The 23,960-nt window shown below is 64.7% G+C and carries 26 protein-coding genes; 4 read left to right on the forward strand and 22 right to left on the reverse strand.

Going from position 1 to position 23,960, the window contains the following annotated elements; translation table 11 throughout:
- Nucleotides 1–246 precede the first annotated feature (246 nt).
- The 7 genes from xth to tesB all read right to left on the reverse strand — a co-directional run bounded on the left by xth (nucleotide 247) and on the right by tesB (nucleotide 8,502).
- Nucleotides 247–1,053: an exodeoxyribonuclease III gene (gene xth, locus LB535_RS23670; protein ID WP_224633923.1), complete on the reverse strand. Its 807-nt coding sequence runs from the start codon at nucleotides 1,051–1,053 to the stop codon at nucleotides 247–249.
- Between the two features lie 226 nt (nucleotides 1,054–1,279).
- A complete protein-coding gene (locus LB535_RS23675; RefSeq protein ID WP_224633924.1) occupies nucleotides 1,280–1,948 on the reverse strand; it encodes an outer-membrane lipoprotein carrier protein LolA in 669 nt (222 codons plus the stop codon).
- A gap of 287 nt (nucleotides 1,949–2,235) precedes the next feature.
- Nucleotides 2,236–4,911 carry a DNA translocase FtsK gene (locus tag LB535_RS23680; RefSeq protein ID WP_224633925.1) on the reverse strand — a complete coding sequence of 892 codons (2,676 nt, stop codon included), beginning with the start codon at nucleotides 4,909–4,911 and terminating at the stop codon, nucleotides 2,236–2,238.
- A 224-nt stretch (nucleotides 4,912–5,135) separates the two neighbouring features.
- Nucleotides 5,136–5,414 (reverse strand): hypothetical protein, encoded by a 279-nt coding sequence (locus tag LB535_RS23685; protein WP_095769569.1) that lies wholly within the window; start codon nucleotides 5,412–5,414, stop codon nucleotides 5,136–5,138.
- A 260-nt stretch (nucleotides 5,415–5,674) separates the two neighbouring features.
- Nucleotides 5,675–6,958 carry an ammonium transporter gene (locus LB535_RS23690; RefSeq protein WP_281409021.1) on the reverse strand — a complete coding sequence of 428 codons (1,284 nt, stop codon included), beginning with the start codon at nucleotides 6,956–6,958 and terminating at the stop codon, nucleotides 5,675–5,677.
- Between the two features lie 94 nt (nucleotides 6,959–7,052).
- Nucleotides 7,053–7,391 (reverse strand): P-II family nitrogen regulator, encoded by a 339-nt coding sequence (locus LB535_RS23695; protein WP_006327120.1) that lies wholly within the window; start codon nucleotides 7,389–7,391, stop codon nucleotides 7,053–7,055.
- Between the two features lie 247 nt (nucleotides 7,392–7,638).
- Nucleotides 7,639–8,502: an acyl-CoA thioesterase II gene (tesB, locus tag LB535_RS23700; protein WP_224633926.1), complete on the reverse strand. Its 864-nt coding sequence runs from the start codon at nucleotides 8,500–8,502 to the stop codon at nucleotides 7,639–7,641.
- 103 nt (nucleotides 8,503–8,605) lie between these two features.
- On the opposite strand from tesB, the gene LB535_RS23705 reads away from it, so the two are divergent.
- Nucleotides 8,606–9,883, forward strand: a complete 1,278-nt coding sequence (locus LB535_RS23705; RefSeq protein WP_224634030.1) for a ubiquinone biosynthesis hydroxylase — start codon at nucleotides 8,606–8,608, stop codon at nucleotides 9,881–9,883.
- A gap of 269 nt (nucleotides 9,884–10,152) precedes the next feature.
- Here LB535_RS23705 and LB535_RS23710 read toward each other — a convergent pair whose 3' ends face one another.
- The 3 genes from LB535_RS23710 to LB535_RS23720 form a co-directional block, all read right to left on the reverse strand.
- Nucleotides 10,153–10,683 (reverse strand): hypothetical protein, encoded by a 531-nt coding sequence (locus tag LB535_RS23710; RefSeq protein ID WP_140700723.1) that lies wholly within the window; start codon nucleotides 10,681–10,683, stop codon nucleotides 10,153–10,155.
- Nucleotides 10,684–10,825: 142 nt separating this feature from the next.
- Nucleotides 10,826–11,182 (reverse strand): YciI family protein, encoded by a 357-nt coding sequence (locus LB535_RS23715; RefSeq protein ID WP_095769565.1) that lies wholly within the window; start codon nucleotides 11,180–11,182, stop codon nucleotides 10,826–10,828.
- Nucleotides 11,179–11,397 (reverse strand): hypothetical protein, encoded by a 219-nt coding sequence (locus LB535_RS23720; RefSeq protein WP_224633927.1) that lies wholly within the window; start codon nucleotides 11,395–11,397, stop codon nucleotides 11,179–11,181. The genes LB535_RS23715 and LB535_RS23720 overlap by 4 nt, the downstream gene beginning before the upstream one ends.
- Before the next feature lie 213 nt (nucleotides 11,398–11,610).
- On the opposite strand from LB535_RS23720, the gene LB535_RS23725 reads away from it, so the two are divergent.
- Nucleotides 11,611–12,036 carry an OsmC family protein gene (locus LB535_RS23725; protein WP_224633928.1) on the forward strand — a complete coding sequence of 142 codons (426 nt, stop codon included), beginning with the start codon at nucleotides 11,611–11,613 and terminating at the stop codon, nucleotides 12,034–12,036.
- Nucleotides 12,037–12,244: 208 nt separating this feature from the next.
- Here the strand turns inward: LB535_RS23725 and LB535_RS23730 are convergent, their stop codons facing one another.
- The 7 genes from LB535_RS23730 to LB535_RS23760 all read right to left on the reverse strand — a co-directional run bounded on the left by LB535_RS23730 (nucleotide 12,245) and on the right by LB535_RS23760 (nucleotide 17,816).
- Nucleotides 12,245–12,877, reverse strand: a complete 633-nt coding sequence (locus LB535_RS23730; RefSeq protein WP_224633929.1) for a YceH family protein — start codon at nucleotides 12,875–12,877, stop codon at nucleotides 12,245–12,247.
- A gap of 227 nt (nucleotides 12,878–13,104) precedes the next feature.
- Nucleotides 13,105–13,884, reverse strand: coding sequence for a succinate dehydrogenase iron-sulfur subunit (locus tag LB535_RS23735; RefSeq protein ID WP_224633930.1), 780 nt, complete (start codon nucleotides 13,882–13,884; stop codon nucleotides 13,105–13,107).
- Nucleotides 13,884–14,318: a DUF3052 domain-containing protein gene (locus tag LB535_RS23740; protein WP_224633931.1), complete on the reverse strand. Its 435-nt coding sequence runs from the start codon at nucleotides 14,316–14,318 to the stop codon at nucleotides 13,884–13,886. The genes LB535_RS23735 and LB535_RS23740 overlap by 1 nt, the downstream gene beginning before the upstream one ends.
- Nucleotides 14,319–14,320: 2 nt before the next feature.
- Nucleotides 14,321–16,156, reverse strand: a complete 1,836-nt coding sequence (gene sdhA, locus LB535_RS23745; protein ID WP_224633932.1) for a succinate dehydrogenase flavoprotein subunit — start codon at nucleotides 16,154–16,156, stop codon at nucleotides 14,321–14,323.
- Nucleotides 16,157–16,160: 4 nt separating this feature from the next.
- Complete coding sequence (gene sdhD, locus LB535_RS23750; RefSeq protein ID WP_224630623.1) at nucleotides 16,161–16,556, reverse strand: succinate dehydrogenase, hydrophobic membrane anchor protein; 396 nt, start codon at nucleotides 16,554–16,556, stop codon at nucleotides 16,161–16,163.
- A complete protein-coding gene (gene sdhC / locus LB535_RS23755) occupies nucleotides 16,556–16,978 on the reverse strand; it encodes a succinate dehydrogenase, cytochrome b556 subunit (protein ID WP_224633933.1) in 423 nt (140 codons plus the stop codon). Before sdhC ends, sdhD begins: the two co-directional genes overlap by 1 nt.
- Nucleotides 16,979–17,264: 286 nt before the next feature.
- On the reverse strand, nucleotides 17,265–17,816 hold the full coding sequence (locus tag LB535_RS23760; protein ID WP_224633934.1) for a hypothetical protein: 552 nt from the start codon (nucleotides 17,814–17,816) through the stop codon (nucleotides 17,265–17,267).
- Nucleotides 17,817–18,160: 344 nt separating this feature from the next.
- On the opposite strand from LB535_RS23760, the gene LB535_RS23765 reads away from it, so the two are divergent.
- Nucleotides 18,161–18,508, forward strand: coding sequence for a hypothetical protein (locus LB535_RS23765; protein WP_224633935.1), 348 nt, complete (start codon nucleotides 18,161–18,163; stop codon nucleotides 18,506–18,508).
- A 307-nt stretch (nucleotides 18,509–18,815) separates the two neighbouring features.
- Here LB535_RS23765 and LB535_RS23770 read toward each other — a convergent pair whose 3' ends face one another.
- Nucleotides 18,816–20,012 carry a sensor domain-containing diguanylate cyclase gene (locus LB535_RS23770; RefSeq protein WP_224633936.1) on the reverse strand — a complete coding sequence of 399 codons (1,197 nt, stop codon included), beginning with the start codon at nucleotides 20,010–20,012 and terminating at the stop codon, nucleotides 18,816–18,818.
- A gap of 160 nt (nucleotides 20,013–20,172) precedes the next feature.
- Here LB535_RS23770 and LB535_RS23775 point away from each other — a divergent pair, with 160 nt between their 5' ends.
- Nucleotides 20,173–20,478, forward strand: coding sequence for a hypothetical protein (locus LB535_RS23775; protein WP_095769553.1), 306 nt, complete (start codon nucleotides 20,173–20,175; stop codon nucleotides 20,476–20,478).
- A gap of 63 nt (nucleotides 20,479–20,541) precedes the next feature.
- Here LB535_RS23775 and leuC read toward each other — a convergent pair whose 3' ends face one another.
- From leuC to LB535_RS23795, 4 genes are all read right to left on the reverse strand, one after another.
- On the reverse strand, nucleotides 20,542–21,951 hold the full coding sequence (gene leuC, locus LB535_RS23780) for a 3-isopropylmalate dehydratase large subunit (protein WP_224601896.1): 1,410 nt from the start codon (nucleotides 21,949–21,951) through the stop codon (nucleotides 20,542–20,544).
- A 73-nt stretch (nucleotides 21,952–22,024) separates the two neighbouring features.
- A complete protein-coding gene (locus LB535_RS23785; protein ID WP_181174941.1) occupies nucleotides 22,025–22,177 on the reverse strand; it encodes a hypothetical protein in 153 nt (50 codons plus the stop codon).
- Nucleotides 22,178–22,347: 170 nt separating this feature from the next.
- Entirely contained in the window at nucleotides 22,348–22,998 is a 651-nt protein-coding gene (locus tag LB535_RS23790) for a class I SAM-dependent DNA methyltransferase (RefSeq protein WP_224633937.1), read from the reverse strand.
- Between the two features lie 117 nt (nucleotides 22,999–23,115).
- Entirely contained in the window at nucleotides 23,116–23,922 is an 807-nt protein-coding gene (locus LB535_RS23795) for an amino acid ABC transporter permease (RefSeq protein WP_224633938.1), read from the reverse strand.
- Nucleotides 23,923–23,960 lie beyond the last annotated feature (38 nt).

The raw sequence follows: 23,960 nt of genomic DNA on the forward strand, positions 1-23,960 counted from the left end.
TATCATTCGCGACAAAACCGCATTCGCGTGAACACAGTTGCCATGCCGTGACGCCTGAGCGCCGCCACGGTGCAGAATGAGGTTTTCTGGGCGAAGCGGCCTGCCCAAGGCTTCTTTGTTCTGCATCGTTGCATCCTTCGGCACCGGTAACGGAATGGATCCTAGGGTCTGCGCGCCGCTACGCGGCGCTCCGCCCTAGGATGACGAACGCGAAGGTTTGCGTCTCTTAGCCGCCGACGTCCAACCTCAATCCAATTCAAATTTCGCAATCACCGGCACATGGTCGGACGGCTTCTCCCAGCCGCGCGCCGCCTGCAGGATCTCGTAGCCGGCAAAGCTCGACACCAGATTGGCGGATGACCAGACATGATCGAGGCGGCGGCCGCGGTTCGACGCCTGCCAGTCTTTCGCGCGATAGCTCCACCAGGTGTAGAGTTTCTGCTCGGCCGGCACGTTGAGCCGCATCAGGTCGACCCAGCCGCCGGCCGTGCGCATCGCCTCGAAATTTGTCGTCTCGACCGGCGTGTGGCTGACGACGTTGAGCAATTGCTTGTGCGACCAGACGTCGTGCTCCTGCGGTGCGATGTTCAGGTCTCCGACCAGGATCGAGGCGGACGATTCGTCCCCGCTCGCCGGTACGGAGTTCATCTCGTAGACGAAATCGAGCTTGTGCCTGAATTTGCGGTTGATCTCCGGATCCGGCTCGTCGCCGCCGGCGGGCACGTAGAAATTATGCACCAGCACCGACTTGCCGCCCGCCTGCACCCTGACCGACAGATGCCGGCTGTCATCGATCTCGCAGAACCGTCGCTTTTCGACCAGCTCGATCGGGCGGCGGGCGACGGTGGCGACGCCGTGATAGCCCTTCTGGCCGTGGAACAGCATGTGCTCGTAGCCCGCCTTGCGGAAGGCTTTTTCCGGGAACAGCTCGTCGGGAACCTTGGTCTCCTGCAGGCAGAGCACATCGGGCGCGTGCTCTTTCAGGAGCCGCTCGACGATCGGCATGCGCAGGCGCACGGAGTTGATGTTCCAGGTGGCGATGGTGAAGGGCATTCAGGCGGGGTCCGGCAAGAGATCGCCGATCTAGTGCCAGCCGCGCGCGGTAAAGACAAGCCGGACTATGCCCTTCGCCAGGTTGTAGGTTCGCTGAGATTCAGGTCAGGACGAGCCGAGAATGGTGGCTTCCGAGAACCGGAGCGGAGCGTACTTGAAGTACGTGAGCACCGGAAGCGCAGGAAGCCGCCATTCGCAGGCCGGCCTCACCTGAATATCGGCGGACCTACCTGGTCTTGGTATTGAGCTCTCTGTTCGCCGTATAGTCGATCGCGAAAGTGTCGGCCGGGAAGTTGCCGCCTTCCTTGACGTTGAAGATCATCACCGTCGTGTCTTTCCCTTGAGCGTCGGTGATCGTCCACTGGCGCAGCTCGTAGGTCTTCGGATCGAACATCATGGTGATCGTCGCATTGCCGAACACCGATTTGTCGGAAAGCTTGATGGTGGTGAGGTCGTCCTCTTCCTTGACCGCCTTGACGCGCCCGCCGGAGAGGTCGATCCGGTCGTCGAGCAGCAATTTCAGCGGCGTCTTCGACAGTGGGTAGAGGTCGGAGGTGTTGAGCTTCTTATTGAGGATCACCACCGACTTGCCGTCGGAGATGACGCGGAAGTTCGAGGATCCGTCATAGTTGAAGCGGATCTTGCCCGGACGTTCGAGGAAGAACTTGCCGCCGGTCTGCTCGCCTTTCGGCCCGAACTGGACGAACTCGCCGCTCATCGACTTCACCGAGGAGAAATGGTCGGCGATCTTCTGCGCCGCCGGCGGTACCGCGGCCTGCGCGGCGGCCACGAGCTGATAGCCCGGCACGAGATTGAGAGCGGCGGCTCCGCCAAGCATCAGGCCGAGGCCAAGGACCTGGCGGCGGGTGAGGGCGAATTTGGTCTGGGTCTTCATGCCGGTCACTTTCTGTGATTCGTGTGGTGGCAGTATCTGGACTCCCACTAGGGCCTAAGTTTGGCGGTGCGAGACAGCCCCAGCGCATGAACGCACAAGATGATTTCGAGTTGCTAGCCGAACCGTTTCGGCGTCTCACCGGGCCAGGGTTTGTCGAGATTCAGGTCAGGCCGAGTCGAAAATGGTGGCTTCCGAGAACCGGAGCGGAGCGCACTTAAAGGACGTGAGCACCGGAAGCGCAGGAAGCCGCCATTTGCAGGTCGGCCTCACCTGAATATCGGCAAACCCTAGAATTTGTCCTCTTCCGTCGGCACCAGGATCTCGCGTTTGCCGGCGTGATTGGCCGGGCCGACAATGCCTTCCTTCTCCATCTTCTCGATGATCGAGGCGGCGCGGTTATAGCCGATGCCGAGCCGGCGCTGGATGTAGCTGGTCGAGGCCTTGCCGTCGCGCAGCACCACCGCCACCGCCTGGTCGTAGGGGTCATCGGAATCCTCGAAATTGCCGCCGCCGCCGCCGGAACCGCCCTTGCCCGACGGACCGTCCTCGTCGTCTTCCTCGTCGTCCTCGGTGATGGCGTCGAGATATTCCGGCACGCCCTGCAGCTTCAGATGTCCGACGACCTTCTCGACCTCGTCGTCCGAGACGAACGGGCCGTGGACGCGCTGGATGCGCCCGCCGCCTGCCATGTAGAGCATATCGCCCATGCCGAGCAGCTGCTCGGCGCCCTGCTCGCCAAGAATGGTGCGGCTGTCGATCTTCGACGTCACCTGGAAGGAGATGCGGGTCGGGAAATTGGCCTTGATGGTGCCGGTGATGACGTCGACCGACGGGCGCTGCGTCGCCATGATGACATGGATGCCGGCGGCGCGCGCCATCTGCGCCAGGCGCTGCACCGCGCCTTCGATGTCCTTGCCGGCCACCATCATCAGGTCGGCCATCTCGTCGATGATGACCACGATATAAGGCATCGGCTCGAGATCGAGGTCCTCGGTCTCGTAGATCGCCTCGCCCGTCTGGCGGTCGAAGCCGGTCTGCACGGTGCGAGAGATCTTTTCGCCCTTCTTCTCGGCCTGCTGGACGCGCGCGTTGAAGCCGTCGATGTTGCGCACGCCGACCTTGGACATCTTGCGATAGCGGTCCTCCATCTCGCGCACCGTCCATTTCAGCGCGACGACCGCCTTCTTCGGATCGGTGACGACCGGCGTGAGCAAATGCGGGATGCCGTCATAGACCGACAGTTCCAGCATCTTGGGGTCGATCATGATCAGCCGGCATTCCTGCGGCGTCAGCCGGTAAAGCAGCGACAGGATCATGGTATTGATGGCGACCGATTTGCCCGAGCCGGTGGTGCCGGCGACCAGTACGTGCGGCATCTTGGCGATGTCGACGATGACGGCCTCGCCGTTGATCGTCTTGCCGAGCGCCAGCGCCAGCTTGGCCTTGGTCGTCTCGAAATCCCGGCTGGCCATGATCTCTCTGAGATAGACCGTCTCGCGCTTGGCGTTGGGCAGCTCGATGCCGATGGCGTTGCGTCCCGGAACGACGGCGACGCGGCAGGCGATCGCGCTCATCGAGCGGGCGATGTCGTCGGAAAGCCCGATGACGCGCGAGGACTTGATGCCGGGCGCCGGCTCGAGCTCGTAAAGCGTGACGACCGGGCCTGGGCGGACATGGATGATCTCGCCCTTGACGCCGAAATCTTCGAGCACGCCTTCGAGCAGGCGCGCGTTCTGCTCCAGCGCGTCCTTCGACAGGCTTGGATCCTTGGCGATGTTCTTCGGCTCGGACAGGAAATGCAGGGACGGCATCTCGAACGTGTCGGAACCGATCAGCGACGTCTGCGCCTCGCGCTGGACGCGGGCGCCCGGCACGGGTCGCGCCGCCGGAGCCGCGACGCGGGTAGCGGCATCGGAGCGGAAATTTTGTACTCTGGCGCCCGGCGCGGCGCGGCGCGGGGTGGGCGCCTCGTCGTCGAAATCGTCAACGTCGGCGTCTTCGTCCTCCTCGTCGCCGAAAATGTCTTCATCCACCGGGTCGACCGAAACGCTGCGGTCATTGACCATGGCGGCGAAGAATTCCGGCTCGACGCGGGCGCGGCCGCCGGGGCTCATGCGGGCCTCGGCGAACTCGGCCGATTCGACCCGCTCGGCCGCGCGCCGCCAGGCGCTTGCCTTCGGTTCCATCGGCGGTTCGAACTCGTCGCGCTCCCGCCTGCGCCGCTCGGCGCGGCGATGCAGGAAGGCGCGGAACGACAGCCACCAATGGGTGATGGCGCCGAGCGCAAGTATCCCCTCATCGCCCTCGTCCTCATCCTCGTCGAACAGCATCTCGTCCTGCTCGCGCGGATCGGGCCGGGTGGCGCGCTCCGTGACGGCAAAGCCGTTCTTGCGCGCGATCAGCGCCGAGCCATAGGCGAACAGCCACAACATCGGCGCGGCGAGGATGACCGCTATGATGCTGGCGAACAGGCCTTTCGGATAACCGCCGACCGCGATGCCAGGGATTTTCAGCACCATGTCGCCGAACACGCCGCCGAGGCCGGTGGGCAGCGGCCAGGTGTTTGGCGGCGTCACGCAGCCGGCGATGGCTGCGGCGGTGAGCGCAAAGCCGAACCATGCGAAGCCGCGCTTCGGCAATTTGTCGACGCCGCGCGCGGAAAACAGAAGGAAGCCCCAGATCACCGCCGGCACCAGCCCCGCGACGGCGGCAAGGCCGAAGAACTGCATGGCGAGGTCGGAGAACACCGCACCGGCATAGCCCATGGCGTTGGTGACGACGTTGCTGGTGGCGTGCGAGAAGCTCGGATCGGCGACATTCCATGTGGCTAGAGCGGCAATGCCGAAGGCGGTGAACAGGAACAGCCCCGCGCCGACCAGCCGCCCGACCTGACGCCGCGCGAATGCCTGGATGCCGTGCCCCGTATCGGTCAGCGCGAGCGGTGCTGAAGCGCCTGAACGCATGCTCTTCCCCGTGATCGTTGCCTGGCCGGGCGCATGGCGCATTCCGGCAGATTCGAACGCCAGACTATCGGGGGGAAGGTTAAGGCCGCATTAACCATGGGCCTTTACCCGCATGGCGCGGAGACCATGGCGCGGAAACAAAGATGGCAGGCCTCGCGGCCCGCCACCTCCCTGTCTTCAAACGCCGATAGGATCAGGCCCTTCCGGGACCTGACCTTCCACGATCACTTGTTGGCGCCGCCATAGGCCATGAGATTGGCGCAGAATTCGGCGTGAGGCTTGCTCATCGCCGCGTCCTGACATTCCTTCATCATCATGTCCTGCTTGTCCTTCGGCATCGAAGCCCAGGCCGCCTTGAATTCGGCTTCCGGCTTCATGGTCTTCATGCTGGAGTCGGTGAAGAACGGGGCCATGTTGGACGGCTCATCGAGAGCACCGGCGAGTGCAACGCCGCTGATCATCGAAAGAGCCATTGCTCCCAGGACGATGTTCTTGATGTTCATCAGGTGGTTTCCTTCCCTCTTGTTTTGACGCCTTGATGACGCTCGCTATCCCAGTACGGAATCTGACGGGCTGATGTTTCATGCCGACGGATCAAGTGAATGTGATCGAATGGCTTGGATGGTCGCCCGACAAAAAGGAGGCCCGGAAGGGTGTTCCGGGCCTCAAGGCGTGAGCCCCTTTCGAGAGCGTCACGACGGGATCTTGGGAGGAATTCCGGGCCGGCGGGAGGAGGATCCGCCGGCCCTTGGCGAAGTCTGCCTTACGGCACAACTTCGCCGTGCTGGGTGACGTCGAGGCCTTCGACCTCTTCCTGGGTCGACGGACGCAGGCCGACCAGAGCCTTGACGATGTAGAGGATTACGAAGGTGGCGATCGCGGTCCACAGGATGGTGAAGGCGATGCCGTAGAGCTGCTTGCCGACCGAGGCGTCCTTGCCGAGGGCGTTGATCGCCGGATCTGCCAGCGCGCCGGTGAGCAGCGCGCCGACGATGCCGCCGACGCCGTGGACGCCGAAAGCATCGAGCGAGTCGTCATAGCCGAACGCGTGCTTGAGCTTGACCGCCGAGAGGTAGCAAACCACGCCGGCGATGATGCCGATGATGAAGGCGCCGGTCGGGTTGACGAAGCCGGAAGCCGGCGTCACCGCGACGAGGCCGGCGACGGCGCCCGAGATGATGCCGAGCACCGAAGGCTTCCTGGCGACGACCCATTCGGCGAACATCCAGGCCAGCGCCGCGGCGGCGGTGGCGACCTGCGTGTTCATCATCGCCGCGCCCGCAAGGCCGTCGGCAGCCAGTTCCGAGCCGGCGTTGAAGCCGAACCAGCCGACCCACAGCAGCGACGCGCCGATCACCGAATAAACGAGGTTGTGCGGCGCCATGTTGGTGGTGCCGTAGCCCTCGCGCTTGCCGAGCACCAGCGCGCAGACCAGGCCCGCGACACCAGCGTTGATATGGACGACCGTGCCGCCGGCGAAGTCGAGCACGCCGGCCGAACCGAGGAAGCCGCCGCCCCACACCCAATGCGCGATCGGCGCGTAGACGAAGACCAGCCACAGGCCCATGAAGATCAGCAGCGCCGAGAATTTCATGCGCTCGGCGAAGGCGCCGGCGATCAGCGCCGGCGTGATGATGGCGAAGGTCATCTGGAACATCGAGAAGACGAATTCAGGAATGTTCGCCACGCCCGGCGCCCAAAGCGTCGAGACGGTGATGCCGTGATGGAAGAATTTCGAGAAGCCGCCGAGATAGGCGTTCGTGGCGCCGCCGTCGGAGAAGGCGAGCGAATAGCCGAACATGAACCACAGCACCGTCACCAGGCAGGTGATGGCGAAGCTCTGCATGATGGTGGCGAGCACGTTCTTCTTGCGCACCATGCCGCCGTAGAACAGCGCCAGGCCGGGAATCGTCATCATCAGCACCAGCGCCGTCGAGGTCAGCATCCAGGCGGTGTTGCCGGTGTCGAGCGCCGGCGCCGGCGCGGCGGGCGCCGCGGCAGTAGCTGCCGGGGCGGCCTCCTGCGCGATGGCGGCGACGGTGCTCATGGCCACGAGCGCGAGCGAAGCGGCCGCGCGTCCCGTCGTCTTCAAGGTGGAAGGAATATTCATTGAACTCTCCGTTGGAATGGATGGTCGCCGCTTAGAGCGCGTCGGTGTCTGTTTCGCCGGTGCGGATGCGTACCGCCTGATCGATGCCGAAGACGAAGATCTTGCCGTCGCCGATCTGGCCGGTCTTGGCGGCCGCGGTGATGGCTTCGACGGCCTTGTCGACCATGTCGGCGCCGACTGCGACCTCGATCTTGATCTTGGGCAGGAAACTGACCGCGTATTCCGCGCCGCGATAGATTTCGGTATGCCCCTTCTGACGCCCGTAGCCTTTGACCTCGGTGACGGTCAGGCCCTGGATGCCGACGGCGGTTAGCGCTTCGCGCACCTCGTCGAGCTTGAACGGCTTGATGATTGCCATCACGATTTTCATAAGGTTTCACCCTTTGCTGTTGCGGTCCCCCGCGTTTGCACACCTTCACCGATCCCGAGGAGCCGGAGAGTGCCCGATAGGATTCAAGCTCCGTGCCAATTGCCGAAGCAGGGTGTTAACCTATTGTAAACAAAGAGAATGGGCGATCGGTGCACATCATTCGCGCACGGGCATGGCAGCATGCCTGCTTATAAAATGGGCAAAAAATCGAAAATGCACGTATTCCAGGCAGTAGCCTGAAGCCGGCTCAGCGTTTCAGCCGAATCAGGCCTTCCTGGGCGACCGAGGCGATCAGCGTCCCATTCCGCGCGAACAGCGAGCCGCGAGTGAAGCCGCGCGACCCTTGCGTCGACGGGCTGTCCTGATTGTAGAGAATCCAGTCGTCCAGCGAATGGCTGCGGTGGAACCACATGGCGTGGTCGAGGCTGGCGGCCTGGATGTCGCGGTCGAAAATGGCGCGGCCATGCGCGAAGGTAGAGGTGTCGAGCAGCGTCATGTCCGAAAGATAGGCAAGCACGGCCGCCTGAATGGCGCGGTCTTCCGGCACCGGGCCGGTGGTGCGGATCCAGATGTTCTGCTGCGGCTCCAGTTTCTCGCGGCTCGTGTAGTGCTTCAGCATCACCGGCTTCATCTCGATCGGCCGGTCGCGCTCCCAGTAGCGCCTGATGCCTTCCGGCACCGCCTCGCCGAACTTGCCGAGCAGCTCGCGTTGTGTGAGCAGGGTGTCGGGCGCCGGCACGTCGCGCGGCATCGGCAGCTGATGCTCGAGCCCGACCTCGTCCTGCTGGAAGGACGCCTCCAGCGAGAAGATCGCCTGGCCATGCTGGATCGCCACCACCCGGCGCGTGGTGAAGGAGCCGCCGTCGCGGATGCGGTCGACCTCGTAGACGATCGGCAGCTTGGTGTCGCCCGGCCGCATGAAATAGCCGTGCAGCGAATGCACGTGGCGTTCGGGCTCCACCGTGCGCTGGGCGGCCACCAGCGCTTGGGCGATGGTCTGGCCGCCGAAGACGCGCTGCCAGTCGACCTTGGGGCTGCGACCACGATACAGATTGTGTTCGAGCTGCTCGAGATCGAGAATGTCGAGAAGCTCGTCCATGGCCGCGGTCATGTCTGAAATCCTTCAAGGATGTGCCATGGCCGGTTTCGGACAGGACGCGCAGGCCGTCAAGGCCGCAGACTGCAGCCGATCGAAGCCGCGAAAGGATGATGCCATGGTCGACCGCAAGCCGAAGGAAGCGGAAGCGAACGGGAGCCGCGAGGCGCCGCTCGACGTGCTCATCGCCGGCGCCGGCTATGTCGGCCTCACCGCCGCCGTGTCGCTGAAGCAGGCGCGCCCTAGCCTCGCCATAGCCATCGTCGATGCCGCCCCCGCCGGCGTCTGGCAGAAAGACGGCCGCGCCTCGGCCATCGCGGCGGCCGCCAGCCGCATGCTGGAACAGCTCGGCGTCTGGGAAGAGATCGCCCCGGAAGCGCAAGCGATCACCGAGATGATCATCACCGATTCGCGCGCCGCCGACCCGGTGCGTCCAGTGTTTTTGACCTTCGACGGCGAGGTGGCGCCTGGCGAGCCATTCGCCCACATGGTGGCCAACCGCGACCTGAACGGCGCGCTGCGCCGGCGCGCCGAAAAGCTTGGCATCGACATCATCGAAGGCATGGCGGTCAGCGCCTTCGACACCAATGGCGCCGGCGTCACCGTGCATCTGGCCGACGGCGCGACGCTCAAGGCGCGGCTGCTGGTCGCCGCCGACGGCGTCAATTCGAAGCTGCGCGACATGGCCGGCATCAAGACGGTCAAGTGGGAATACGGCCAGTCCGGCATCGTCTGCACCGTGGCGCATGAGCGCCCGCACAACGGCCGCGCCGAGGAGCATTTCCTCCCCGCCGGCCCCTTCGCAACGCTGCCGCTGAAGCCGGACAAGGACGGCACCAACCGCTCGTCGATCGTCTGGGTGGAGCGCACGCAAGATGCCAAGGCGCTGGTCGAGGGCGACGAGTTCGTCTTCGAGCACGATCTGGAGCAGCGCTTCGGCCTGAAGCTCGGCGAAATAAGAGTTGCCGACAAGCCGCGCGCCTGGCCGCTCGGCCTGACGCTCGCCCGCGCCTTCGTTGCACCGCGCTTCGCGCTGGCCGGCGACGCCGCGCACGGCATCCACCCGATCGCCGGCCAAGGCCTCAATCTCGGCTTCAAGGACGTGGCGGCGCTCGCCGAAGTGGTGGTCGAGGCCGACCGGCTCGGCCAGGATATCGGCGCGCTCGACGTGCTCGAGCGCTACCAGCAATGGCGCCGCTTCGACACGCTGCAGATGGGCATCACCACCGACGTCTTGAACCGCCTCTTCTCAAACGACATCGGCCCGCTGCGCCAGGTCCGCGACATCGGGCTGGGGCTGGTGGAACGCATGCCGAGGCTGAAGGAGTTCTTCATCCGCCAGGCCTCGGGCCTCTCCGGCGACACGCCGAGGCTGTTGAAGGGCGAGGCGATCTGAACGCCTTACTGGCCGAAGCCTACACGACGGTCGTCATCCACGGGCGGAGCGGGAGCGCAGCGGACGCGCAGACCATAGAATGACGAGGCGAGAGGCGTTTCGGCCAATCACGAAGTCAGGCGATCTGATCGCCTTGTGGCGCCGTGGCAAATTCAGGTCAGGCCGAGTCGAAAATGGCGGCTTCCGAGAACCGGAGCGGAGCGTACTTGAAGTACGTGAGCACCGGAAGCGCAGGAAGCCACCATTTGCAGGCCGGCCTCACCTGAATTCTAGTTCACCTCGAAGCCCAGCTTCTGCCGCAACCTCAGCATCCGCTGGTCGGCGATCCTGAGGCTCTGCCCGCCGCCTTGCGCGACGCGGTTCAACATCCTGAGCAGGTCGTCCCGCTCATGCGGATCGAGGCGCTCGCGCAGGAACGGCGCCAGCTTGTCGATGACGATCGTCGTGTCGTCGATCTGCGCAGCGGCCCATTTGGCGTAGACGACCGCCTCATCGGTCTTCTTCTGGCTGTCCGCGATCTGCGCGATCACCTCGCGAATGACCGCCTCGCGCTGCGGCAGGACCGGACCGTGCTCTGCGACGATCGCGGTGATCAGCGTCGCCGCCGCCACCACCGGATCGTCGATCGCCGTCAGCGGTGAGAGCGCGGCCTGATTGCGCAATTTCTTGCGACGGATGTTGCCCTGGACACGGCCGACGACATCGGCGACCTCGCGCGCGGCGTCGCTCATATATTTCAGCCGGTACCACCAGATGGCGGCCGCTCCGAGCAGGCCGAGGATGGCGATCAGAAAAGGCATGCCGAATTCCCCCGAAATCGCGGCGACGATAAAAGAAGCGCGGCACCGCTTCAACACGCAACGGTTGCGGCCGGTGAAGAAACCCTGAAGATGTTTCCTAAGAGACAACTTCAACCGGCGTCGCGCCCATGCTGACCGGCGGCTATGACCCCGGGACGTTGTAGATCGCCCTGATCTCGACCGTGCCGAGCTCCGCCAGCGGGATCTTGGCCGCGATGTCGAGCGCCTCGGCAAGATCCGCCGCCTCGACCATGACGAAGCCGAGCAATTGCTCCTTGGTCTCGGCGAAGGGGCCGTCAGTCACCAGCACCTTGCCCTTGCGCCGCCGGAGCGATTTCGACGTCTTCACCGACTGCAGCGCCTGCGCGATGACCAGCTTGCCTTGCCGGTCGAGCTCCCGATCATAGCCGAGCGAGTCGGCATCGAGCTTGGCCATACGCTCGGGGGTCAGCGCGTAGAGGTCCTTTTCCTCGCCATAGACCAGCAGCACATATTTCATTTCGAGCTTCCTTTCGTCGACGCATTATAGGAGGCGACGGTGCCGGTTTTGCCTGCCGTCGCCGCATGGTCGAGCAGGCATGTCGCGACGCCGATGATGGCGATGGCGGCCGCCAGCCGGCCGAAGCCAAGCGCCGGCGGATCGAGCCAGAACTCTTCAAGTCGCCTCCCTTTTCGCTCGGGCTTTCCCCAGACCGCAAGAAACAGATTGTCCATCTTAACCTCCATCGGCCGGGAGTGGCCGCCCGCAGGACGGTCGGGCAGACGGGAAGTCGACATTTTTGCATGCGTTTTCTTTGAGAATTTTCGAATCAACTCGCGCAAGCACAATCGTGCCGGGCCATGGATGGTCTTCCGCCGCGCCCGCGCTATAGTTCCCGGGAACGTCGGCGCCCGCCGGCGCAAACCCCGACAAGGCAGGAGGATTCCATGGACCGCACCGCAAACGCCGTCTGGAAAGGCAATCTGAAGGAAGGCAACGGCACGCTGGACACCCAGAGCGGCACCTTGAAGGGCACGCCCTATTCGTTCAAGGCGCGCTTCGAGGACGAGAGCGGGAAATCCGGCACCAATCCGGAAGAGCTGATCGCCGCCGCGCATGCCGGCTGCTACGCCATGCAGCTGTCGCACTTCCTGGCCGAAAACGGCACGCCGGCCGCCGAGCTCGACGCCAAGGCCGTGGTGACGCTGGTGCCCGGCACCGGCATCACCGGCAGCGCCATCACCCTGGTCGGCAAGGTGCCGGGCATCGACGCGGCGAAGTTCAAGGAGCTGGCCGAGAAGGCCAAGGCCGAATGCCCCGTGTCGAAGGCGCTGGGGGCGATCAAAGTGTCGTTGGATGCGAAATTGGGGTGATCAGTTTCGCGGGTAGCGATCCTTCGCCCCCCTCTCTGCCCTGCCGGGCATCTCCCCCTCAAGGGGGGAGATCAGATGTCGCGTCGGCTTTCGCCAATCGCCGACGGTGAAAGAAGGGCGCCGGCGCCGGAACTGCTAATCTCCCCCCTTGAGGGGGAGATGTCCGGCAGGACAGAGGGGGGCGGCTCGCGCCAGCCTTTCCAGTGAGCTAACCGCCCAGCGCCTCAATCTTGGCGCGCAACCCAGCGACCTCTTCCTCCAGCGCCTTGACCCGCGCCTCGAGGTCGGTGTCCGAAGATGTCGCCGCCGGCTGCCAGGGCGCCGCCGCCACCGCTGCCGCTTCCACCGGACCACTCAGCAGATGCACATAGCGCTCCTCGCGCTGGCCGGGCGCGCGTTCGAGCAGCTCGATCAGCGGCGGACGACGGCCGATCATCAGGTCGAGATTGCCGCGCAGCTCCTCGATCGAGGCAAAGCGCGCCATGCGTTCCGAACGGGCGAGCAATTCATGCGCCGTCTGCGCACCGCGCAACAGCAGCAGCCCGATCACCGCGATCTGCGGCGTGGTCAGCGAAAAGCGCTGCGCCATCAGATGCTCGTAGCGCTCAACCCGCGAGGCGAAGACCTGGCGCACCAGCCCCTTCTGCTCGAGCGTGCTCAGCGCCCGCCGGATCTCGGTCAGCTCCAGCGCCATGACAGGCTCGCGCGCCGTCTTCTGGTTGGCGGCGGCGTGCGCGCCGTTGAGCGTCAGTGGATAGACGTCCGGCGTCAGTTCCTTCTTCTCAATCAGGGAACCGAGGACTCGGGCTTCGACGGGTGAGAGGACGGGGAGATCGGTCATGGGTTGCCTATCCTTTCTGACGCTGGCGGGACAGCGCCCCCCTCTGTCCTGCCGGACGTCTCCCCCACTTGGGAGGAGACTAGCAGCTTCGCCGACGGCGCCTCATCCTTCAACCTTGGAGATTGGCGAAAGCCGCGGTGACGGCCAATCTCCCCACCTGTGGGGGAGATGTCCGGCAGGACAGAGGGGGCGCGAAGGATCGCTACCTGCGAGTAAGGCCGCGAGAACTATACCCTTCTCTCCACCATCATCTTCTTGATCTCGGCGATCGCCTTGGCGGGATTGAGCCCCTTCGGGCAGGTCTGCGCGCAGTTCATGATGGTGTGGCAGCGATAGAGCCGGAACGGGTCTTCGAGATTGTCGAGCCGCTCGCCCGTCGCCTCGTCGCGGCTGTCGATCAGCCAGCGATAGGCCTGCAGCAGCGTGGCCGGGCCGAGATAACGGTCGCCGTTCCACCAGTAGCTCGGGCAGGAGGTCGAGCAGCACGCGCACAGGATGCATTCGTAAAGCCCGTCGAGCTTCTCGCGGTCCTCATGGCTCTGCAGCCATTCCTTGGCGGGCGTCGGCGAGACCGTCTTCAGCCACGGCTCGATCGAGGCGTGCTGGGCGTAGAAATTGGTGAGGTCGGGCACCAGGTCCTTGATCACCGGCATATGCGGCAGCGGATAGATCTTCACCGCGCCGGAAATATCCTCGACGCCCTTGGTGCAGGCCAGCGTGTTGGAGCCGTCGATGTTCATGGCGCAGGAGCCGCAAATGCCTTCGCGGCAGGAACGGCGCAGCGTCAGCGTCGGATCGATCTTGTTCTTGATCCACAACAGCGCGTCGAGAACCATCGGCCCGCAATCGTCCATGTCGACGAAATAGGTGTCCATGCGCGGGTTCGCGTCATCGTCCGGCGACCAGCGGTAGACGCGGTATTCGCGCAGGTTGGTCGCGCCTTCCGGCTTCGGCCAGGTCTTGCCTTGCTGGACCTTCGAGTTCCTGGGAAGCGTGAGTTCGACCATTACCTGCGGTCCTTTCGGATGACGAGCTTCAGCCCGGACCAGATTTCGTTCACGGCGGCGACCTTGACGTCGACTAGGTCGCGCTTCAGCGCCTCGGCGCGGATCACGGCCTCGGTGACGTCGGTCGGCACTTGCGACGCCTTCTTCGGCCAGGAGACCCAGACCATGCCGTCGCGCTTGATCGCGGTCTCGATGCCGGCCAGGCCGTCCTCGATCTCGGCGCGTTGCCGCGTGAAGGCGTGCACGGCGTCATATTTCCGGCTGCCCGAGATCGCCGACCACTCGGCGAGCCGGTCGATGCCGGCAAAGGATACCGCCTCGGTCAGTTCATCGAGTTCCGGCGGCAACGCGATGAAAGCGGCGACCATGCCGTCCTTCAGGCCGAGCTTGGCCGGAAGAGGCGTGCCGGAATATCCGGTGGCCGCGAGCGCCATGATCAGTACACCCGCGCCTTCGGCGCGATCTTGGCCAGGCTGATGCCGCCGTCCTTTTCCGCCAGCAGCGGCTCGGTATGCACCGGCCTGTAGGTCAGCGTCACCTTGCCGTCCTCGCTCAGATGGGCCAGCGTATGCTTGCGCCAGTTGGCGTCGTCGCGCGCCGAGAAATCCTCGCGCGCATGCGCGCCGCGGCTCTCCTTGCGCGCCTCGGCGCCGTAGACCGTGGTGATGGCGTTGGCCATCAGGTTTTCCAGCTCCAGCGTCTCGACGAGGTCGGAATTCCAGATCATCGAGCGGTCGGTGACCTTGATGTCCTTGAGCTCGCGCCAGAGTTCCGAAATGCGCCTGCAGCCGTTCTCCAGCGATTCCTGCGTGCGGAATACGGCGGCGTCTTCCTGCATGGCGCGCTGCATCTTCTCGCGCAGCACGGCCGTCGGCGTCGAGCCGTTGGCGTGGCGCAGCCTGTCGAAGCGCTCCATGATCTTCTCGACCGAGGCCGCGTTGGGCGACGGGATCGCCGACTTGCGGTCGATCACATGGCCGGCGCGGATCGCCGCCGCGCGGCCGAACACGACGAGGTCGATCAGCGAGTTGGAGCCGAGCCGGTTGGCGCCGTGCACCGAGGCGCAGCCGGCCTCGCCGACCGCCATCAGGCCGGGCGACACGCGGTCCGGATTGTCGAAGGTCGGATTGAGCGCCTCGCCCCAGTAATTGGTCGGCACGCCGCCCATATTGTAGTGCACCGTCGGCAGCACCGGGATCGGCTCCTTGGTGAGGTCGACGCCAGCGAAGATCTTGGCCGACTCGGAAATACCCGGCAGCCGCTCGTGCAGCACCGCCGGGTCAAGATGGTCGAGATGCAGGAAGATGTGGTCCTTGTTCTTGCCGACGCCGCGGCCCTCGCGGATCTCCAGCGTCATGCAGCGCGAGACGACGTCGCGCGAGGCGAGGTCCTTGGCCGACGGCGCGTAGCGCTCCATGAAGCGCTCGCCCTCGGAATTGACGAGATAGCCGCCTTCGCCGCGCGCGCCCTCGGTGATCAGGCAGCCGGCGCCGTAGATGCCGGTCGGATGGAACTGCACGAACTCCATGTCCTGCAGCGGCAGCCCGGCTCTGGCCGCCATGCCGCCGCCGTCGCCGGTGCAGGTATGCGCCGAGGTGGCGGAGAAATAGGTCCGCCCATAGCCGCCGGTCGCCAGCACCACCATCTTGGCCGAGAAGCGATGGATTGTGCCGTCGTCGAGGTTCCAGGCCACGACGCCGGTGCAGGTGCCGTCCGGCTCTATGATCAGGTCGAGCGCGAAATATTCGATGAAGAACTGCGCGTTGTTCTTCAGCGATTGGCCGTAGAGCGTGTGCAGGATGGCGTGGCCGGTGCGGTCGGCGGCCGCGCAGGTGCGCTGCACCGGCGGACCGTCGCCATAGTTCATCATATGGCCGCCGAACGGCCGCTGGTAGATCTTGCCTTCCTCGGTGCGTGAGAACGGCACGCCATAATGCTCGAGCTCGTAGACGGCGGCCGGCGCCTCGCGCACCATGTATTCCATGGCGTCGACATCGCCCAGCCAGTCCGAGCCCTTGACGGTGTCGTACATGTGCCATTGCCAGGAGTCCGGCCCCATGTTCGACAGCGAGGCGGCGATGCCGCCTTGCGCCGCGACGGTATGCGAGCGCGTCGGGAAAACCTTGGTGATGCAGGCCGTGCGCAGCCCCTGCTCGGCCATGCCGAGCGTGGCGCGCAGGCCGGCGCCGCCGGCGCCAACGATCACGACGTCGAACTTGTGGTCGACAAAAGTATAGGCGGAAGCCGTGCTGGCTGTATTTGCGTTGGCCAAGACGTCAGCCTCCGAATGCGAGTTTGAGCAGGGCAAACAGCGAAGCGACGCCGACTGCCACGCAGAAGAAGGTGTTGAGCGCGATCAGCGCCAACTTCATGCCCTCGCCATGCACGTAATCCTCGATGATCACCTGCATGCCGATGCGCATGTGGTAAAGCGGCGAGATCAGCACCAGCCCGAGCATGACCACCACGAACGGGTTCGCAAGCGCCGCCCGCACATCCGTGTAGTCATGGCCGTTGACCGCGATGAGGAAGCCGACGAAGAACAGGATCAAAGGAATGTTGGCGATGGCGGTCAGCCGCTGCCGCCAGAAATGACCGGTGCCCTCGCGGGCCGAACCGAGGCCGCGGACCTTCGCCAGCGGCGTGCGCATGTCCGAATTGTTGGCGCTCATCACAAAGCTCCCCGCGCCATATAGCCGGCGATCCAGATCAGCAGCGTCAGCACGATCGAACCGGCGAGCGTGGCCCAGGCGATCCTGGACGCGGTGTGTTTTTCCAGTCCCGCGCCGGTGTCCCAGATAAGATGGCGCAGCCCGCCCAGCATGTGGTGCATCAGCGCCCAGGTGTAGCCGAACAGAACCAGCCGGCCGAGCCAGGAGCCGAAGGCCCAGTTGACCCAGTCGAAGGCGGCCTGCGAGCTCGCAGCGGCGATCAGCCACGCCGCCACCAGGAGCGTTCCGAAATAAAGCGCGCCGCCGGTGATGCGATGGATGATCGACATCGTCATCGTGATCGGCGGCCGGTAGATCGTCAGATGCGGCGAGAGCGGCCGTTCACGTCTGGCAACTGCGCGGGTGGCTGGTGATTTGCTCATGGCTCCCCCAGATCGGCATCCTGGAGCCGCGATGCGGCCTTTGCCGCCCTCATATGTGGCTCCGGACAGCCGGTTTCTAATGCTCTTTTTGCACCGCGTCAAAGCCGGAAAATCGTTTTGGAAACATCATTTAGTCTGACAAATTGAGGGCCGCGCGCTTCAATCGATTAGCGGCTGTTTCGAAGCCGGCGCAGCGTTCGCTGCAGCGCAGCAATCAGATGACCGACGCGGCGGCCGGGCGGGTCGGGATCCGGGCGGGGCCGGCCTCTCCCGAATATCGCGCACCTCAGCGCCTGCAAGTCTGCGGGGTAGATCCCCTCTTCATCACCAGCGCCTCGCGTCCGTCGATCACGATTGCGTCATGGGTCGCTGCTTCCTGGTAGCGGCTGCTCTGGTTGGCGGGCGAGGCCGCGAACTCTTCGGCCGTGCCATCGGGCCGCATGACGCGCAATGCGTTGCCCAGATTCTGGATGGTGATCAGGCCGCCATTGCCGCATCTGTAGGTGGCCGTGCCGACGCCGGAACGCGGCACGGTAAGGTCGGTGACGATCCTGGTTGCGGGCGCAGGCGTTGCAGGCGCCTTCGCCCTCGCAGGTACTGGCGCCGTTGTGACTGCCGGGGCCGTTGCAGGTATGGCGGGCGTTGCAGCTGGCGGCGTCGTCGCGGGTGCGGCGGATTGCGGGGGAGGAGCAGGCGAGGCGGCGGGCGCCGCGGCATTCGCCACCTTCGGCGCGCCGTCCTGCGGCACGCAGGCGGCGGCCGCCAGAAGCAGCGGGATGGCGATCGACACTCGAACCGTGCAGCCAAAGCTCATGCGCTGCCCTTTCGTGTGCGGCACGCTACAGCAATTCCAGGAAAAGTGTGAACGGTTGGGTTCGGCGCCTTCGCCATGGCCTTCCGTCCGGAATTGCATCGAAACAACGAGATAGGCGGTTGCCCTTTCCGTGAGACGGCGGACCGCTGTAGCCATGCAGCGCCGCAAGATCAAGTTGACCCTGGGTCAGCCGGCTATCCAGAACCGCGCCCGTCGCCTGATGGAGCTCGATCCTCGAAAATTAACCATGTTCCTTGAGAAGCGGCGCCGAAAGCCTCCCGCCTCTTAACAAAGGTTAAGAAAGGGTTAATTTCCGATTCGAACCGGATTCCAGGCGCGCGATCTGCGCGCCGACCAGGGAGAGCAACATGCGTTCGAATTCAGGGCGGATAAGCCTCGCGGCCGCAACGCTGGCGGCGCTGGCGATCGCCGCGCCGGCCGAGGCCGGCTTGCGCCATCACGACCGCGTCTATGCCGATTCCTTCGGCAATCTCGTCATCGACAGCGCCGCCGGCTACAAGCGCATCATTGTCGGCGAAGGCAAGCTCGCGAAAGAACTTTCCCAATACACCGGCGGCCAGCCGGATGTGATCTATGACGATGCGGACGAGGCTGGCGCGCCCGGCTGCTACCAGCCGCCGGTGCTGGTCAAGGGCCGTTCCTATATGTACGGGCTTTCCGACGGCGAGATGCCCAATCTCAATCCTTGCCGCTGAAGGCCGTCGGCTTTTGGCTCCGCCACAGCCGGACACGCGCACGCAATCGCGGCCGGCAAGGCCCGGCCTGTCGTCATTCTAGGGCGAAGCAAGGAGCGGAGCGACGCGCGCAGACCCTAGAAACCATGCCGTTCCATTAAGGCGTTGCGGCGGTTACGGAATTTGCGCCGCAGCATTCTACGACGGAGGTAACGGCATGGATCCTCGGGTCAAGCCCGAGGATGACGAAATTGCAGGAGCGTCGGGCAATCGCGAACGTTGCGATCGCCTTCTGGACTAGCAGGGGGTTGCGCCGGGCCTGGATGTATCAGCCGACGGCGAGCGGCTCGGCAGCGAAGGCGGTTTCAGGTCTCTCATAGGAAAGCCGCACGCTGTCGCGGCCATTCTTCTTGGCTTTGTAAAGCGCCTCGTCGGCGCGCCGCATTAACGGCATCAGCCCTTCCCTGCCGGAGCGGGCGGCGACGCCGAAGCTGGCGGTCACCCTGACGCCTGGCGGCAGGCCCTCGATCGCGCCGGCCGAATAGAAGGCGCGGATCGCTTCGGCAAAGAGCCTTGCCGCCCCCAGGTCGCTGAGCGGCAGAAGCACGGCGAACTCTTCGCCGCCGATGCGGCCGGCAGCCCCGCGCGCGCCGGTGGCGGAGCGCAGCTTGGCGGCGAAGTCGGCGATCACCCGGTCGCCTGCCTCATGGCCGTGCTGGTCGTTCAGCGCCTTGAAATGATCGAGATCGGCAAGCACCAGAGCGACGGGAAATCCGGCCTTGCCGCACTGGTCGAGCAAGAGGGTCGCCCTCTCCTCGAAGCCGCGGCGATTGAGGATGCCCGAGAGCGGGTCGGTATGGGTCTCGGCCTTCAATGTCTTCATCACGTCGAGCGCCGCTGCCGTGAACAGGCTAAGCGCGATCAGCAGCGACAACAGCGCGTGCGAAAGCAGCGCCGTCGTCCAGTAGGACGAGCCGTAGAAGCCGTCATAGCTGGGGAACGGCCCGTGCGCGATGACGACGACCAGCGTGCGGGCGATGAAGTTCAGTCCCGAAAGCAGCGACAGCACGAGCAGGATTTTCTCGGTTGGGCCGTTGTGGCGCACCGTTCTCAGCTCGGCGCCGACCAGCAGGCTGAGCGCGCCGAAGCCGAAATTCATGACAAGCACGCGCCAAGTGAGGTCCGGCTGGACGAACATGAACCAGATGAAGGCGGCGAGCCCGCCGCCGGTCACGATGCCGATCCCGACATAGGGCACGCGCCGCCCGTAGCGCGCGATGATCGCGCTGGAGAGGCAGCAGGCCGCGATCGTGAAGCAGATGTTGGAAACGAGTTTGGTCAGCGCCACGCCGATCGGAAGCGTGAAATATTGCAGCAGGAAACCCGGCGCCGACAGGCAGTAGCTCGCGCCGAGCACAGCCAGATACGGTCGATGGCGCTGATAGGACCACAGCACGAGGAACGCAGCGCCGAGCGCCAGCGCTATCGTCGGATTGAGCAGCGCTATGAGCAGACCGGTGTCCAAAAGACTGCGACTTTTCCCAACTTACCCAACGGGAGATACTAGGACGCAAGCCCAAACAAGCGGTTAAGTCTCGATAGATACATCGCATGCCACGCGGAACCGGCCTGCCGGAGCTGCGTTGTCCGGCCAGACAGGAGACGCCAGACGGGAGACGATCGAGATGGCGGGCACGATCACTTTGACGAACCACGATGAAATCCGCTCCTGGGCGGCGGCGCGCGCCGGCTTCCCGGCCATCGTCGACGTCTCGCCCGAAGCCGGAACGCAGCCCATGCTGCGGCTGGTTTTTGGGCAGCAGGCCTATGAAGACACCGACCGCCCGGAGCGTCCGATCAACAGCGGCGGCTACGAGCTCGTGGAGTGGGACGAGTGGTTCAGGATCTTCGACGAGCGGCAGCTGGCCTTGGTCGTCGCCGCCGACGAGCCCGGCCGGCGCGAGGAATTTCACGAGATCATCCGCAGATAGATCGCTGAACGCAAAAGGCCCGGACGTCCTGTCCGGGCCTTTGTTGAGAGACGCGGCCGGCTGTTACTTCCAGTCGCGGATGTCGACGAAGTGGCCGGCGATCGCCGCCGCCGCCGCCATTGCCGGCGATACCAGGTGGGTACGGCCCTTGAAGCCCTGCCGGCCCTCGAAATTGCGATTCGAGGTCGAGGCGCAGCGTTCATGCGGCTTCAGCCGGTCGTCGTTCATGGCCAGGCACATCGAGCAGCCCGGTTCGCGCCAGTCGAAGCCGGCGGCGACGAAGATCTTGTCGAGGCCCTCGGCCTCCGCCTGTTCCTTGACCAGGCCCGAACCCGGCACGATCATGGCATTGACGCGCGGGTTGACCTTCTTGCCCTCGACCACTTTGGCTGCGGCGCGCAAGTCCTCGATGCGGCCATTGGTGCAGGAGCCGATGAAGACGCGGTCGAGCTCGATGTCGGTGATCTTGGTTCCGGGCGTCAGCCCCATATAGTCGAGCGCGCGGATCTTCGAGGTGCGCTTGTTCTCGTCCGCAATCTCTTGCGGATCGGGCACAGTGCCCTGCACCGAGACGACGTCCTCGGGCGAAGAACCCCAGGAGACGATCGGCGGCAGCTTCTGCGCGTCGAGCACCACGACCTTGTCGAAATGCGCGCCTTCGTCGGACTGCAGCGTCTTCCAATAGGCGAGCGCCGCATCCCAGGCGGCGCCCTTCGGGGCGCGCGGCTTGTCCTTGACATAGGCGAAGGTCGTCTCGTCCGGCGCGATCAGGCCGGCGCGGGCGCCGCCTTCGATCGACATGTTGCAGATCGTCATGCGGCCTTCCATCGACAGCGAGCGGATCGCTTCGCCGGCATATTCGATGACGTAGCCGGTGCCGCCGGCGGTGCCGATCTCGCCGATGATGGCGAGGATGATGTCCTTGGCGGTGACGCCTTCCGGCAGCTGGCCGTCGACGCGCACCAGCATGTTCTTGGCCTTGCGCTGGATCAGCGTTTGCGTCGCCAGCACATGCTCGACCTCGGACGTGCCGATGCCATGCGCAAGCGCGCCGAACGCCCCATGCGTGGAGGTATGGCTGTCGCCGCAGACGATGGTCATACCGGGCAGCGTGAAGCCTTGCTCGGGCCCGATGATGTGGACGATGCCCTGGCGGATATCGTTCTCGGAATAATAATCGATGCCGAAATCCTTGGCATTCCTGGCGAGCGCCTCGACCTGGATGCGGCTTTCCTCGTTCTTGATGCCGAACTTGCGCTCGGGCGAGGTCGGCACGTTATGGTCGACGACGGCCAGCGTCTTTTCCGGATGCCGGACTTTTCTGCCGCTCATGCGCAGGCCTTCGAAGGCCTGCGGGCTGGTGACCTCGTGCACGAGGTGGCGGTCGATATAGAGCAGGCAGGTGCCGTCGTCCTGGCGGTCGACCGTGTGGTCGTCGAAGATCTTGTCGTAGAGGGTGCGCGGTGCGCTCATGTGCGTAAATCCGTCGATATGAGAATGGGAAAAGGACGCCGGCAATCCGGCGCGACGACTGCAATCGGTCGGTTCAGCGAAGTCGGCTGGTGAGCGCGCCGCAGACGCGCGCGGAGAAACGCGACGGCAGGCGCTTTCTGTCCTGCAGCACGAAACCCTTATAGGCCGGATCGCTGAAAAGCTTTTCCATGGCGCGGTAGATAGCAATGTTTTGGCTTTTCGGCAATTAGCGCGACTTCCCCTTCTCCCCTTGTGGGAGAAGGTGGATCGGCGCGCAGCGCCGAGACGGATGAGGGGTGTTCCAGCGGAGTGAGACGCTGGTTTTGCCTGGAGCACCCCTCATCCGGCCGCTTCGCGGCCACCTTCTCCCACAAGGGGAGAAGGTGAAGGCTGCGCTCACACCACCTCGAACACAAACGTCTTCACCAGCGCGTCCGGATCGCCGATGGCATAGCAGCGGAACCACGGACTTTCCTCGACCAAGCGCCATTTCCTCGCCTCTGCCAGCTCGTCGAACACTGCCTGGAAGCCGCCGCTCTCGAAAACCTGGTCGCGCACCGTGAAAATGGCGTGGCCGCCGCTCTTGGTAATGCGCACCAGCTCATGCAGGCCCGAAGCCGGCGCGTGGCCGATGGTGAAGACGCCGGTCGAGAAGAAGGCGCGGAAATGCCGGTCGGGCCAAGGCAGCGGGCCGCCGAGCATCGCTTTCTTCAGCTCGCTATAGGCCGGCTTGCCATTGGCCTGACGGCTGCCGGCGATCTTCAGCATGTCGTCGGAGAGGTCGAGCCCGGCGATGTCGCCATAGCCCAGAGCCTTCAGCGACGGCCCCGACAAGCCCGTGCCGCAGCCGGCGTCGAGCAACGGGCCTTCGCCCGCCGGCACGTGCCGCGCCACCCAGGCGGCGATGAGGAAAGGCAGAAGGTAGCCCAGCGAGGCGGTCTCGCTGTCGTAAGTCGCCGCCCAGTCGGCATAGGCCTTTGCGAGCCCTTCCGGCGAATCGGCCGAATAGACGGAATCCAGCGCCGCATTGGCTTTGTCGAAATTCATGGGCGTCTCCTCCGCCGGATGCACATGACCCAAGCTAGAGCAATTCCAGGAAAAGTGGGAACCGGTTTTCCGTCCGGAATTGCGTCAAACAAAGAGGTAGCGGACTTTTCCAGCCGGCTATTGCTGATGCTGGCGGCGCAGCCGCTGTTCCAGCGCCCGCAGCGCCAGCGACAGGCCGACGGTGAGGATCAGATAGATATAGGCGACGATCGAATAGGTCTCGAAGAAGCGGAAGGAGCCTGCGGCATAGACCTTGCCCATCTGGGTGATGTCGGCGACGCCGAGCACCGAGACCAGCGAGGAATCCTTGACCATGGCGACGAAGTCGTTGCCGAGCGGCGGCAGGATGGTGCGGATCGCCTGCGGGAAGACGATCAGCCGGAAGCGCTGGACTCGGCTGAGCCCGAGCGCCTTGGCCGCCTCGATCTGGCCCTTCTCGACCGACTGGATGCCGGCGCGGAACACTTCCGAGATGAAGGCCGAGTAGCCGATGGTCAAAGCCATGATGGCGCGCCAGAGCAGCGAGACGTCGCGCACCAGCAGCTCGCCCATCAGGCCGGCGCCCTGCAGCGGCGTGGTCAGTGCATTCCAGGCGGCGACGAAGGCCGGCGCGCCGGCAAAGGCGATCCAGAACAACAGCACCAGGATCGGCACGCCGCGGATGATCTCGACATAGAAGCGCGCGGTCTGGCGCAGCCACTGCGATCCCGACAGCGCCATCAGCGCGATGCCAAGCCCGAAGGCGGAGGCTAAAGCGAAAGCGACCGCGGTGACGAAGATGGTGATGCCGATGCCCTTGGCGACGGTAGCGAAGACTTGCGCATAGAGGTCGCTGGAGGCGATTGCGATGGCGGCGGCCAATGCCAGCACGAGGGCGGCGGCCAGCCACCAGGGGAATTCGGGTTTGGAGGTGGGTGTCGGCATCAGGCGGTGCCGGCAAGATAGTTGCGAAGGTCGCGTTC

The sequence above is a fragment of the Mesorhizobium sp. CA10 genome (assembly GCF_020165285.1).
Lineage (GTDB): Bacteria > Pseudomonadota > Alphaproteobacteria > Rhizobiales > Rhizobiaceae > Mesorhizobium.

What these genes read in the sequence shown, in the direction of transcription:
- LB535_RS23695 (WP_006327120.1), bottom strand. Translation starts at nt 7,391, where the DNA reads ATGAAAATCGTGATGGCAATCATCAAGCCGTTCAAGCTCGACGAGGTG.
- LB535_RS23715 (WP_095769565.1), bottom strand. Translation starts at nt 11,182, where the DNA reads ATGAAATATGTGCTGCTGGTCTATGGCGAGGAAAAGGACCTCTACGCG.
- LB535_RS23705 (WP_224634030.1), top strand. Translation starts at nt 8,606, where the DNA reads ATGGTCGACCGCAAGCCGAAGGAAGCGGAAGCGAACGGGAGCCGCGAG.
- LB535_RS23680 (WP_224633925.1), bottom strand. Translation starts at nt 4,911, where the DNA reads ATGCGTTCAGGCGCTTCAGCACCGCTCGCGCTGACCGATACGGGGCAC.
- sdhC (WP_224633933.1), bottom strand. Translation starts at nt 16,978, where the DNA reads ATGAGCAAATCACCAGCCACCCGCGCAGTTGCCAGACGTGAACGGCCG.
- LB535_RS23790 (WP_224633937.1), bottom strand. Translation starts at nt 22,998, where the DNA reads ATGAATTTCGACAAAGCCAATGCGGCGCTGGATTCCGTCTATTCGGCC.
- leuC (WP_224601896.1), bottom strand. Translation starts at nt 21,951, where the DNA reads ATGAGCGCACCGCGCACCCTCTACGACAAGATCTTCGACGACCACACG.
- LB535_RS23710 (WP_140700723.1), bottom strand. Translation starts at nt 10,683, where the DNA reads ATGCCTTTTCTGATCGCCATCCTCGGCCTGCTCGGAGCGGCCGCCATC.
- LB535_RS23765 (WP_224633935.1), top strand. Translation starts at nt 18,161, where the DNA reads ATGCGTTCGAATTCAGGGCGGATAAGCCTCGCGGCCGCAACGCTGGCG.
- LB535_RS23775 (WP_095769553.1), top strand. Translation starts at nt 20,173, where the DNA reads ATGGCGGGCACGATCACTTTGACGAACCACGATGAAATCCGCTCCTGG.
- LB535_RS23735 (WP_224633930.1), bottom strand. Translation starts at nt 13,884, where the DNA reads ATGGTCGAACTCACGCTTCCCAGGAACTCGAAGGTCCAGCAAGGCAAG.
- LB535_RS23690 (WP_281409021.1), bottom strand. Translation starts at nt 6,958, where the DNA reads ATGAGCACCGTCGCCGCCATCGCGCAGGAGGCCGCCCCGGCAGCTACT.
- LB535_RS23795 (WP_224633938.1), bottom strand. Translation starts at nt 23,922, where the DNA reads ATGCCGACACCCACCTCCAAACCCGAATTCCCCTGGTGGCTGGCCGCC.
- sdhD (WP_224630623.1), bottom strand. Translation starts at nt 16,556, where the DNA reads ATGAGCGCCAACAATTCGGACATGCGCACGCCGCTGGCGAAGGTCCGC.
- LB535_RS23730 (WP_224633929.1), bottom strand. Translation starts at nt 12,877, where the DNA reads ATGACCGATCTCCCCGTCCTCTCACCCGTCGAAGCCCGAGTCCTCGGT.
- tesB (WP_224633926.1), bottom strand. Translation starts at nt 8,502, where the DNA reads ATGACCGCGGCCATGGACGAGCTTCTCGACATTCTCGATCTCGAGCAG.
- LB535_RS23685 (WP_095769569.1), bottom strand. Translation starts at nt 5,414, where the DNA reads ATGAACATCAAGAACATCGTCCTGGGAGCAATGGCTCTTTCGATGATC.
- LB535_RS23740 (WP_224633931.1), bottom strand. Translation starts at nt 14,318, where the DNA reads ATGGCGCTCGCGGCCACCGGATATTCCGGCACGCCTCTTCCGGCCAAG.
- LB535_RS23675 (WP_224633924.1), bottom strand. Translation starts at nt 1,948, where the DNA reads ATGAAGACCCAGACCAAATTCGCCCTCACCCGCCGCCAGGTCCTTGGC.
- LB535_RS23720 (WP_224633927.1), bottom strand. Translation starts at nt 11,397, where the DNA reads ATGGACAATCTGTTTCTTGCGGTCTGGGGAAAGCCCGAGCGAAAAGGG.
- xth (WP_224633923.1), bottom strand. Translation starts at nt 1,053, where the DNA reads ATGCCCTTCACCATCGCCACCTGGAACATCAACTCCGTGCGCCTGCGC.
- LB535_RS23725 (WP_224633928.1), top strand. Translation starts at nt 11,611, where the DNA reads ATGGACCGCACCGCAAACGCCGTCTGGAAAGGCAATCTGAAGGAAGGC.